The organism is Gammaproteobacteria bacterium (assembly GCA_009845905.1).
GTDB lineage: Bacteria > Pseudomonadota > Gammaproteobacteria > Steroidobacterales > Foliamicaceae > Foliamicus.
This window is the reverse complement of the sequence record VXYS01000003.1, coordinates 188676-199817: the sequence shown is the minus strand read 5'-3', so window position 1 is coordinate 199817 and position 11142 is coordinate 188676. Positions and strand designations below refer to the sequence as shown.

Here is an 11142-nt window from a genome sequence, read left to right as displayed (position 1 = left end):
GTCATTTTGCACAATCGCAGTTCCACACAAGGAATCCTCCCGATGACCCCACACCGGAACGCAGGAAAACCGCGCTACGCGGTCCTGGCGGACGAGCTCCGCGACGGCATTCGTGCAGGCAAATGGGTCCCGGGCGACCTGCTGCCGAGCGAGGCGCAACTCTGCCTCAAGTTCGGCGTGAGCCGGGGCACGGTGGTAAAGGCCATTGACGTGTTGCTGGCCGAGGGGCTGCTGCAGCGGCGCCAGGGCGTAGGGACCTTCGTATCGCGGCCTGCCCTGCACCGCTCTCCCGGCTACCTGCTCGGCTTTTCGGAAACCGTGCGCCGCCAGGGCCGGGTTCCCTCGCATCGCTTGGTCGGGCAGCGGCAACTGGATCGGAGCGAGGCCCTGCAGTACGGCTGCGATGAACCCGCATTGCTGCTGGAGCGGATCCGCCTGGTCGATGGGTTTCCGTGGGCCATACACACGGCGCTGATACCCATGCGCATCGCCGCTGCGGTACCGGCGCTTGCCGGCCGGGACAGCCGCGTCGCCGATTCGGATTTCTCGCTTTACAGGACCTTCGACGAGGCCGGGCTCGAAATCGACCACGCCGACGAGACGATCAACGTCCGTCTGGCCACGGAGAATGAGGCCGTGCAACTCGGCATAGAACTGCCGTCCGCGGTGATGCTCGTGTATCGAAAGAGCTTCGACCGAAGGGGCAATCTCATCGAACTGATCGAAGCCGTGTATCTTCAGGACTGCTACACGTATGACGCTCGCCTGGTGCGCTCGAATCCTCTGTCGGTGCTGTACCATGAAAGAGAGCCGACCGACCCGCGCAAGTCTTCGTGAGCGAGCAAATGGGAAACGCCACAGCCGTCGCGCTGTTGCTCATCGACCTGCAGAATTCCTTCTTTCACGAAGACGGTCAGAACTACTATTCCGAAAGCGCCGAGGTGCTGCCCGCCTTGCGGAAACTGCTCCACGGCGCCAGAACCGCGCAACGTCCCGTCATTTTCGTCGCCGAGCGGCACCGGCCCGGGCTGACCGACTTCGAGCAGGCAAAGCTTCCGGTCCATTGCGTGGACGGAGAATTCGACTCGCAGCTGGTGGATGGCTTCTCGCCCCGGGGCCGGGACGAAATTCTGGTGCCAAAACGACGCATGAGCGCGTTTCATTCCACCGACCTGGACCTCCTGTTGAGGGAACTCGAGGTCGGCACTCTGGTCATCGGCGGCGTCAAGGCGAACGTATGTGTGCGGGCCACGGTTCAGGACGCTTTCTCGCTGGGATATCGCTGCCACGTCGTGCGCGACGCCGTGAACTCCAATCGCCCGCACCTGGCGGAAGCATCGCTGGAAGACATCGAACGCTACCTGGGCTGGGTCGTGCCGCTTGAAGAGGGCGTCAGGCTGCTGTCGTGAACAGGGTGGCGGTGATCGGATACGCGTCGATCGACTTTCCCGCGGTTCTCGACGGCTATTTTTCGGGCGACCGCACGGTAATGATCAAACAGCGCCCGGCCGACGCCTTTCCCCGGCCCGGCGGCTGCCCTTTGTATATAGCCCGCCCCATCGCCGGGAAAGGCATGGACGTTTCCATCGTGACCTGGGTGGGCGCGGATCATCACGGTGAGCTGTTCACTTCATGGACCGAAAGCGATGGCGTCGGCGTGGACGCGATCGCCACCATCGAGCCGGGCAATACGCCGGTATGTTTCATGATTTACCAGCAGGACGGCAGTTGCGGCTGCCTGTTCGATCCGGGCATGCTGGGACGGGAAATGCTGACCGACCGGCAGAAGGAGGTAATCGCGGCCGCGGATTTGCTGTGCGTCACGGTGGGGCCTCCCGGGATCGCCGGGGAGGCACTGGCACTGATCGACGGCGATTGCAAGGTGGCATGGGTCATGAAAAACGATCCGCTCTCATATCCGATCGAACTTCGCACGACGCTGGCTGCGCGCGCCGACTACATCTTCTGCAACCGCCAGGAGCGTGAGTGGGTCGATGAAGGGCTGGCGGCAAATCCTGCGCAACGCCGGCCCGTGATCGTGGAAACCGCCGGCGGCGAAGCCGTCAAGGCGGAATGGGACGGCATCAGGGTTCGGGTGGACGTGGAGCCGCTGACATTCGACGATGCGTCGGGCGCCGGCGACACTTTGGCCGGCGGCTGCCTGTCGGCACTGCTGGCCGGAGAGTCGGACCTGCGGACCGTCGTCGCAAGCGGTATCGACGCGGCCGCATCGCTGTTGCGGGAACGCTCGTATGGGTAGCGGGAAATGAATTCGCGAAAGGCCTGGTACATCGGATGCAGCGCCGAGCAGGTGGCCGAACGGGTCATTCTGCTGGGCGACCCGGGCCGGGTGCCCCGCTTCAGTCAATACTTGAGCGACGTTCAGGCAATGCCGGTCAACCGCGGGCTCGCTACCGTGACCGGGATGTACGGGGACACCCGGATCACCCTGTCGGCTTTCGGGATGGGCTCCCCCATCGCCGCGATCGTGCTGCATGAACTGGCCAACCTGGGCGCTTCGGTCTTCCTGCGCATAGGTACCAGCATCGGGCTCTCTCCCGTCAATATCGGCGACATGATCATCGCGCGGAACGCGAAGTCGTTCGAAGGCACGTCCTCCGCCTACGCCCACGGCGCCGGGAACTCCAGCGCCGATCCCGGCCTCGTGAGCGCCCTGACCCGCGCGGCATCGCGGCGCGAGGCCACCCACCATGTCGGCGCCTTTGCCAGTTTCGACGGCTTCTACCAGGACATGTTCGCGCTGGATGAAGTCACCGAAGACCGGGTCCGCAGCAACCTGGAGCGACTGGCCGGGCAGGACGTGCTCGCTGTCGACATGGAGACGTCCGCGATTCTCACGGTCGGCAAGGCCCTGGGGTGCAAGGCGGGAAGCATGTGCGCATCCACCGTCAACAGCCTCAAGAAGCAGAAAATCGGCAAGCAGGAGCATGCCGACGCCGAGCGCACGCTTATATCCATCGCCCTTGAAGCCCTGAAGCAGGTCGATCCGGCCTGAGGGCCTTCAATCCCGACCGCCCGGGCACAAGCGAAATGGACCTGCACCTCGGCCAATCGCGGGCCATCGTTACCGGCGGCTCCCGCGGCATAGGACGCGCCATCGTCGAAACACTGGCGGCGGAGGGGGGCCGGGTCGAGTTCTGTGCCCGGTCGCTGCCCGAAGCGACGCCGTCCGGCGGCGCTTCGCCGCCAGCGGTGCAAGGCACGGCCGTCAACCTCGAGGATTCCCGCTCAACGCGGGCGTGGCTGAAACAGGCCATCGAACGTCTGGGCGGGCTGGACGTACTGGTGCTCAACGCCAGCGCCATGGCCGCAGGCGATACCGAGGAGGCCTGGGGATCCAACTACCGACTTGAGATCGCCGCCCTGACGCGCATCGTCGATGTCGCCGGCCCGCATCTTCTGGAGGCGGCGCGGGAACGCGGTGATGCCGCCATAGTCGTCATCGGCTCGACCTCGGCCGCTTCGTCGCGCAAGCGGGACGCCTACGGGGCCACCAAAGCCGCGCTCGCACACGTCGCCAAGGGTCTATCGCATGAGCTTGCGTCCGGCGGCGTGCGGGTCAACATGGTCTCGCCCGGCCCGACCTGGTCCGAAGACGGGATCTGGGCGCAACTGGAGGCGGAAGACCCCGACTACGTGCGCGCGAAGGCCGGGGAGATACCGCTGGGCCGTATGGCGACACCCGAAGAGATAGCGAACGTCGTGGTGTTCCTCTGTTCGCGCCGGGCACGGTTCGTCGTCGGCGCCAACGTCACGGTGGACGGCGGCCGCTCCGACCGCGTCTAGCCGCGCGGGCTCAGGTCAAAGCGCGTCCGCCAATTGCCGGAAGGCCCGGCGGCCTTCGTCGGCGGCCGGGCCATAATGCTGATTGCCGTCGAGTTCGGAGTGCGCGAACGCGATGCGTCCGTAGTTCTTCCGCAGCGTATCGCGCGGCGCCGTACCGTTCGCGCCGCCATAAAACCCGGGATACGGCACCGAATACGCGTGCCCCCAGCGATTGAGTATCAGGCCCGCCACATCCTTCGCCGGATCGAAACCGGCGGTGGCGAACAGCCGCAACATCTGCCGGTGGACCCGTGCCTCGTATTCGGGATAGGAGGAGCCGAGCAGTTCCGCCCGGCCCAGCGTGACCTGCACCTTCGGGTCCAGGCCGGGCGAATGAAAGGGCGTATAGAACGACAGGACGGCCGGCTTGTCGGGATCGAGCGGCGGCCTGTAGTCGCCCACCTGCATCGGGTTGCGGATGTTGCAGGTGAAGCCGAATCCGTCCTCCTGCCGGTCCCAGATCGCCGCGGTAATGCCGAGCCGGTAGAGAAAGCGCCAATTCGTCAGGGCCACGTTGGCCACCAGGAAGGGGGCATGCAGGAAGCTTGCGCAGGCCTCCCGGTACGAAGGCGGCATATCGCCCACGATATACGGGTTGATCCAGTTCCCCGTGGCCATCACGACCGCCTTCGCCCGGATGCCGTGGTAGCGCCCGTTGCGCGCGTAAATCACGGCAACGGAACCCGCGCCTGCCGCGGCGCCTTCATGCGAGACATGAACGGCGGTAGCGCCAGTGCGCATGCGGATGGGCTGGCCCGGCCGGTCCAGGGCGGCCGTGTCCACCGGCTTTGTGATGATGTCCTCGAAGCTCGTACCCCCCTGGATCGAGTCCGGGACCAGACGCTTGAGAAAATACCGGACGAACCCGGAGTTTCCGCCGGGAAACGAGACCCGCCGCATGTTGTCCGGCATGGACCCGAAAAGTCCGGGCATGGGCATCCCGTATGCGGCATAGGCCGACACGCAGTCGCTCCCCAGGCCGCAGGCGGAAGCGAGGAACAGGTCCGCGTAACGGATCCCCTCCTCGCCCAGCTCCAGTTCGTTGCGGAGAAACTGCTCGTAGGACATCGTGTCGAGCACCCGCCGCGCCCTATCCGGCGAATCGAAACGGCGGGCGGCGCCCGACTCGAACCACGCCATCAGGCTTTTGCGCGATGCTTCCGAAAGCGGCGTACCGGCAAGCCGATTGCGGAACATGTCGACGGCCCAACGGCCCTCCCCGCTTCCATCGTCGAAGAAGTGCCCCACGCTGGCGTTGCGTTGCAGCCCGACCACGAGATAGCCGTAGTTGTCACGGCAAAAACGCAAGGGCTTTCTGTCTTGCGGCCAGGCGGCAAAGGCGAACTCCCGCGGGACGCCGAGTTCGGCATAGTAGTACGGATCACCCTGGGCTGAGCTCAAGTCGTCGGGCGCCTCCGGCACGAAAAAGCCGTTCGCGCCCTGCGGCGCAATCAGCCGTTCGCCGTTCACGAGGAACTCGTTCTCCTTGGCCTCGCCGCCGATCATCGGATGGTTGTCCAGCAGGATGCAGGTCTGACCGCTCCGGCGCCTCAGCGAGAACTCAAGCGCGGCGCCCAGGCCGGCCATCCCTCCCCCCACGATCGCCACGTCGCATTCCTCGACCGATTCCAGCTGGTCCAGATCGACCGGGAAACGACCATCGAGAATGCGATGCGCCGCCTCCACCACTTCCGGCGAATTGCCGTGCGAGTGGCGGTACGGCCCGACCCCGCCGTACCCGTACCAGTCGTCGCCCATCGGCAGCACAAGCGGATCGGAAACCGCCTGCCCGTATGCCGAAGCAGCACCCGTCGCAAGTGCGGCGCCCGCGCCGGCCGCCACCCCGTTCACGAAGTCGCGCCGCGTTATGCCCGCACCGAACCGTGCCTGTTTCCGCATCGGGCTCAAATGATGCCCTAAAGGCGTATCTGCGACGCTACTGTGCTAGGTTTGCGCAATGAACCATCGAAACGTGCGGGGCAAGATTGCCTATATTTTTGATCCTGAAGGAGAACGGCGCGATTTCGGGCGGGAATGGTGGTCGGTCACCTTCCACGAGGACGGTCAGCGCACGCTGCGGGCGCATTGCGAAATCGAACCCGGCGTCGTCGCGGACAGGTCCGTCCTGCGGGAGACCGTCTATACGACGGACCGCGACTACCATCCGCTGGATTGCTTTGTCCGATTGCACCAGAGCGGCGAGTTTCTCGGCAGTGGCTGGTTCCGTTTCACCGACGGCGGAGCCGAGTGTGAAGCCGTCAACGTCACGACCGGACGCACGAGCCAGCGCATGGATCTCACCTCGCCGCCGCTGTCCTTCGGGGCGCATCCTGTGTCCTGCGACGCGATCCACTGCGCCCGATTTGTTCACTCCTCGAAACAGAACCCGCAGCCGTGCCGCGGCGTCCTGATGTCCTCGCGTGAACATGATGGATGCTCCGGGCCCAATCTGTGCACCACCGATTTCGACCTGGAATATGTAGGGCGCGAAGAAGTCACCGTGCCGGCCGGAACCTTCGAGACCGACCATTACCGGTTCCTGCTCGACTATCACCCGACCGAGGACGTGTGGTGCACGCCCGACGGGTTCCTTTTCGTCAAGATCACCGTGGGCGGATACATGAACGCCCACTTCGATCTCATCGAATACGATGAGGAGTATTAGCGTCTTCGAGGGAGGAACCATGTCTTCAACTGTGTTAGCGTCGCTGCGGGCGACTTTTGCATTGGGGGTGGCATTGACCATGACCGGACTTGCCATTCACTCGGCTCATGCTGCCGAGCAGGACGATATCGAGGCCGTAAAGGCGCTCGTACACGAGACCGCGGAACGATGGAACTCGCAGGATTACCGAACGGTCCTGGAACTCTGGGACCCCGACGAAGAGGTGCCCTTCTACCTTGCCGAGGAGCAGGACGACTGGTTCATCGGCTGGGAGCCGCTCAAGGCCTATCTTGCCCCTCCCTTTCCGAGCCCGGCGGTCGAAGGTCTGCGCGAGGAGATGCGCGACATTTCGGTCAAGCTCATCGCCGACGATCTGGCCATTGCCGCCTGGAACATGCATTTCGAAATGAAGATACGGGGCCGCCCCCCTATAGGAGAGGAGGTCCGGGTGAGCGCGGTCATGCGCAAGAAACCGGAGGGATGGCGCTATATCCATTGGGCCGAGTCCCCGATGACGGCCCTGGTTTATATAGAGAAGCTCTTCCAGCGTGACGTGGATCACGAGAAGTTCACACCGTTGATTGAGCGCTCGCGCAAGGTAAAGGAATCCTGGAGAGCCGAGTACGCAGAGCAGGCCGCCAGCGATTAGCGGCCGCGGCTAGATTTCCAGTGAAACTCTATTCGTTCTCGCCCACGCCCAACAACCGCAAGGTCGAAGCCTTCATCAGGCACTTCGGCCTCCCGGTCGAGATTTACTCGATGGGGTTCCGCGAACAGGAGAACAGGACGGAGGGCTATCGGCGCATGAATCCGATGGGCAAGGCCCCACTGCTGGTGAACGGCGATTTCTGCCTGTGGGAATCGAACGCCATCCTCTGCTACCTCGCCACGCTGCACCCGGAGACGGGCATGCTGCCCAACGACCCCAGGGGCCGGGCGGACTGCGACCGCTGGCTCTACTGGCAGGCCTTCCACCTGATCAATACGGTCATCGCGGTGCGCGCCAGGAGCAAGACTGCCGAGAAGGACGTCGAACTCAATATCGGAGTCCTGAATGGCCAACTCGAGGACCGGGAGTTCGTCCTCGGCGACCTGTCCATCGTGGATTTCGCCATCGCACCGTATCTGATCGGACGTCATGGGCAGGCTATCGACTATGAACCGTATCCCAACGTGCGCGCCTGGCTGGACCGCTGCAACCAGCTCGACGGCATCGTGGCCACGGTGTTCAGACCGAAAGGGAAGTGACCGGCACGGTTGAGCCGGTCACGGCCAGCGCGTTGCCTGCGGGCAACCCGTTCCGTTTCATTACGCTGGCGCGCATGGCGGCCGCCTGTATCCTGACCTCCATTGTGCTTTTCGCCTGCAGTCCGCTGCGCCTGGTCGATGTGGCCTCCGAGAACCAGAGCAGCCGCATCGAGCACCTCGTCATGCATTTCACGAGTGCCGACTTCGCCCGGTCGATGCGCATGCTGACCGAACGCACGCTGCGGCCCGTCAGCGCACACTACCTGGTGCCGGAAAACGGCGATCCGACCTATCCGCACCGGCGGCTGCGGGTGTACCGGCTCGTCGACGAGGAGCGCCGCGCCTGGCACGCCGGACGGAGCCATTGGAACGGCGACGACGCACTGAACGCGAGTTCCATCGGCATCGAAATCGTGAACCGGTCGGGTTGCTCCCCCGTGCCGCTGGGGACTGAACCGGAACCGCCTGAAGATCGCTGCGAGTTTCACGATTACGACACGGAACAGATCGATCTGGTCATTGAGCTCGTGCTCAACATTCTCGAACGCCATCCCCGCATAGACCCGGCCGATATCGTCGGCCATTCCGACATCGCGCCCGATCGCAGGCTGGACCCCGGGCCTAAATTTCCCTGGCGCAGGCTATACGAACACGGCATCGGAGCCTGGTACGACGACGACACCGTGGCCCGGTACCGGGAAAGCTTCGAAGCGCGGCCGCCCGCCCTGGCGCTGCTGCAACGAGCGCTCAGGGCCTATGGTTACGACGTTGACGAGACCGGCGAGCACGATCAACCCACGCAGGTCGCGCTGACGGCATTTCAGATGCACTTCCGACCGACGGACTGGTCGGGGCGGCCCGACGCCGAAACGGCCGCCATCGTGTTTGCGCTGCTGGAGAAATACCGCCCGCGGGCGCTGGCCTCCCTGCTCGAATCGTCGATGTAGCACTCGCTTCGCGCGGCTAACCGGGAGCGAAGGCGTCAGGCCATCGGCCGAGGATCGCCTTCAGGAAAAAAACGGAGAGGGTGGGATTCGAACCCACGATACGGTATGACCGTATACCTGATCTCCAATCAGGCGCCTTCGTCCACTCGGCCACCTCTCCGGCAATGCGCCATTATCGCGCTCCCGGCTGTTCGATCCGCGGAGGCTCTTCCAGGCAGGAACCGTTGTTCCGGCGCGCCTGACCCTCAAGTATCTCACCTTCGGGAATTTCGAGATTGCCGAAAGCCTGGGGGGTCTCCAGTCCCTCTGGCGCAACCATCGGGCTGGCGGCTTCGGCGGCCAGGTACTCCTGCGGGCTCTCGCACGGGGGCGTGCCGCCTCCGAACAGACCGCCACCTATCATTCCGCAACCCTGCAGGACCAGCGAGAACGCAGTCAGTCCGGCCGCAAGCGCCAGCTTGTTCATGACAACGCTCTCGCTTCCGTCAGCGCGGCCTGCACCTGTGCATGATGCGGAACGGAAAGTTCGGTGAGCGGAAGCCGGATGCCGGCCCCGATCCTGTTCATGCGATTGAGGGCCCATTTCACCGGGATGGGATTGGACTCGAGAAACAGTGCGTCATGCAATGCGGCCAGGGGCGCGTCGCTTTCCGCGGCGCGCGCGGAATCACCGGCCAGCGCGGCCCCGCACATGTCCGCCATGGCCCGGGGCGCAACATTGGCCGTCACCGATATCACGCCGTCGCCGCCGGCCAGCATGAAGTCCCTCGCCGTTGCATCGTCGCCGCTGTACAAGGAAAAACCTTCTCCGCAAAGCGCTCTCAAGCGTCCCACCCGTTCGACCTCGCCGGTCGCTTCCTTCAAGGCCCCGATCCGGGGATGTTCCGCCAGGCGGCCCACCGTTTCGGGCAGCAGGTCCACCGCTGTGCGGACGGGCACATTGTAGAGGATCAGGGGCTGCTCGACGGCGTCCGCAATCGCCGTGAAATGCCTGAACATGCCTTCCTGGGTGGGCTTGTTGTAGTACGGCGTAACGACCAGGAAGGCGACGATTCCCGAGCCGGCCACCGCCTGCGAAAGGGCGATCGTCTGCGCCGTGGAATTGGATCCGGTGCCGGCCACGACCGGAATCCTGCCGCCCGCCTGCCCTGCAACGTACCGAATGAGTTCCGCGTGCTCGTCATGGGTCAGCGTTGCCGATTCGCCGGTGGTCCCGGCCACGACCAGGGCGGCTGTGCCTGAATCCGCGTGCCAGTCGATCAGCCGGTCCACGGCCGGATAATCCACGTCGCCGGCGGCGTCCATGGGCGTGACAAGGGCTACGAGGCTTCCGCGCATATCGGCGCGGAATTTTATCGCCATGGCGTGTAAGCTAGCCGGAACATGGAAAAATTGTTGGCGATATCGGCCCTGGGCCCGCAAGAAGAGGCGTCCGCGCGCGAGCTCAGCGAAGTGGTCAGCGAGGCGGGTGGAGACATCCGGGACGCCCGTATGACCCAACTGGGAAACAGCTTCGGCGCCCTGCTGCTGGTCAACGGCAACTGGCATGCGATGAACAAGGTGCGCACGGCGCTGGAGCGCTACAGCAAGCGCACCGGCTGCGAGATTTCCGTCAGCGAAACGGCCTCGCGTGAGCCGCAGACGCCCGCGGCGCCCTATCACGTGGAGGCGGTGGCGCTGGAACGGGACAACCTCGTGCTGTCGCTGGTGAGTTTCTTTGCCCGGCGCGAGCTGGCCGTCGCCGAGGTCCATGCCCGGCGCTACAATGCTCCGAGTACCGGCGCGGCCATGCTGGCGGTGCGCCTTGAGGTGCATGTGCCGCGCGAGGTGGGCATTGCCGTGCTGCGCGAAGACTTTCATGATTTCTGCGACAAGAACAACCTGGATGCGGTCATCGAACCGATACACGGCTAGACGGCAACTGAGGATCCGCAAGGAGGACCAGAATGAGTTCGACTGAAGTGGGCGCGCCGGCGCCGGATTTCGATTCCGCCAGCACTGAGGGCGGCCGGCAATCGCTGGGCGATCTCAGGGGCAGCAAACTGGTGCTCTATTTCTATCCCAAGGACAACACCCCCGGGTGCACGACGGAAGGGCAGAATTTCCGCGATCTGCACGACGAATTCACGGCCGCCAACGCCGTCATACTGGGCGTTTCGCGCGAGTCCATCCGGTCGCACGACAACTTTCGCGGCAAACAGGGCTTCCCGTTCCACCTGCTGTCGGACCCGGAGGAAACACTGTGCAAGGCCTACGACGTGATCAAGGAGAAGAGCATGTACGGGCGAAAGTACATGGGTATCGAACGCAGCACTTTCCTGATTGACGAACAAGGCGTTTTGCGGCGCGAGTGGCGCAAGGTGAAGGTGAAGGGACACGCCGAGGAAGTGCTGGAGGCTGCCCGCGAGTTGTGAACTCTCCTCCGCCAGCGAGACC

14 protein-coding genes and 1 tRNA gene are annotated in these 11142 nt (G+C 64.3%); 11 read left to right on the top strand and 4 right to left on the bottom strand.

The genetic code is table 11. From position 1 onward, the window contains the following. Positions 1-42: 42 nt before the first annotated feature. From F4036_01005 to F4036_00985, 5 genes are read left to right on the top strand one after another with little or no spacing between them, the layout of a single operon-like run. Positions 43-837 carry a GntR family transcriptional regulator gene (locus F4036_01005; protein ID MYK36321.1) on the top strand — a complete coding sequence of 265 codons (795 nt, stop codon included), beginning with the start codon at positions 43-45 and terminating at the stop codon, positions 835-837. An 8-nt stretch (positions 838-845) separates the two neighbouring features. Next, positions 846-1409 (top strand): cysteine hydrolase, encoded by a 564-nt coding sequence (locus F4036_01000; GenBank protein MYK36320.1) that lies wholly within the window; start codon positions 846-848, stop codon positions 1407-1409. Next, complete coding sequence (locus tag F4036_00995) at positions 1406-2260, top strand: carbohydrate kinase family protein (protein MYK36319.1); 855 nt, start codon at positions 1406-1408, stop codon at positions 2258-2260. Before F4036_01000 ends, F4036_00995 begins: the two co-directional genes overlap by 4 nt. 6 nt (positions 2261-2266) lie before the next feature. Beyond that, entirely contained in the window at positions 2267-3016 is a 750-nt protein-coding gene (locus tag F4036_00990; protein MYK36318.1) for a nucleoside phosphorylase, read from the top strand. 35 nt (positions 3017-3051) lie between these two features. Continuing rightward, positions 3052-3807, top strand: a complete 756-nt coding sequence (locus F4036_00985; GenBank protein ID MYK36317.1) for an SDR family oxidoreductase — start codon at positions 3052-3054, stop codon at positions 3805-3807. A 15-nt stretch (positions 3808-3822) separates the two neighbouring features. Here F4036_00985 and F4036_00980 read toward each other — a convergent pair whose 3' ends face one another. Beyond that, on the bottom strand, positions 3823-5745 hold the full coding sequence (locus tag F4036_00980; GenBank protein MYK36316.1) for an NAD(P)-binding protein: 1923 nt from the start codon (positions 5743-5745) through the stop codon (positions 3823-3825). A gap of 58 nt (positions 5746-5803) precedes the next feature. On the opposite strand from F4036_00980, the gene F4036_00975 reads away from it, so the two are divergent. The 4 genes from F4036_00975 to F4036_00960 are packed head-to-tail and all read left to right on the top strand — an operon-like array spanning position 5804 to position 8706. Beyond that, on the top strand, positions 5804-6511 hold the full coding sequence (locus F4036_00975) for a DUF3108 domain-containing protein (GenBank protein MYK36315.1): 708 nt from the start codon (positions 5804-5806) through the stop codon (positions 6509-6511). After that, positions 6498-7160: a DUF4440 domain-containing protein gene (locus tag F4036_00970; protein ID MYK36314.1), complete on the top strand. Its 663-nt coding sequence runs from the start codon at positions 6498-6500 to the stop codon at positions 7158-7160. Before F4036_00975 ends, F4036_00970 begins: the two co-directional genes overlap by 14 nt. 20 nt (positions 7161-7180) lie before the next feature. Next, on the top strand, positions 7181-7759 hold the full coding sequence (locus F4036_00965) for a glutathione S-transferase family protein (GenBank protein ID MYK36313.1): 579 nt from the start codon (positions 7181-7183) through the stop codon (positions 7757-7759). After that, the gene (locus tag F4036_00960; GenBank protein MYK36312.1) at positions 7756-8706 is read left to right on the top strand and encodes an N-acetylmuramoyl-L-alanine amidase; all 951 of its coding nucleotides are present in this window, start codon (positions 7756-7758) and stop codon (positions 8704-8706) included. The genes F4036_00965 and F4036_00960 overlap by 4 nt, the downstream gene beginning before the upstream one ends. Before the next feature lie 72 nt (positions 8707-8778). On the opposite strand, the gene F4036_00955 is transcribed toward F4036_00960, so the two are convergent. From F4036_00955 to F4036_00945, 3 genes are all read right to left on the bottom strand, one after another. Next, a tRNA-Ser gene (locus F4036_00955) sits at positions 8779-8866 on the bottom strand. A gap of 12 nt (positions 8867-8878) precedes the next feature. Beyond that, entirely contained in the window at positions 8879-9172 is a 294-nt protein-coding gene (locus F4036_00950; GenBank protein MYK36311.1) for a hypothetical protein, read from the bottom strand. Next, on the bottom strand, positions 9169-10044 hold the full coding sequence (locus F4036_00945; GenBank protein MYK36310.1) for a 4-hydroxy-tetrahydrodipicolinate synthase: 876 nt from the start codon (positions 10042-10044) through the stop codon (positions 9169-9171). The genes F4036_00950 and F4036_00945 overlap by 4 nt, the downstream gene beginning before the upstream one ends. Before the next feature lie 45 nt (positions 10045-10089). Between F4036_00945 and F4036_00940 the strand changes: the two genes are divergently transcribed. Together F4036_00940 and F4036_00935 are read left to right on the top strand one after the other, a co-directional pair. Beyond that, a complete protein-coding gene (locus tag F4036_00940; protein MYK36309.1) occupies positions 10090-10620 on the top strand; it encodes a glycine cleavage system protein R in 531 nt (176 codons plus the stop codon). Positions 10621-10652: 32 nt separating this feature from the next. Beyond that, on the top strand, positions 10653-11120 hold the full coding sequence (locus F4036_00935) for a peroxiredoxin (GenBank protein ID MYK36308.1): 468 nt from the start codon (positions 10653-10655) through the stop codon (positions 11118-11120). The last annotated feature ends 22 nt before the right edge of the window (positions 11121-11142 follow it).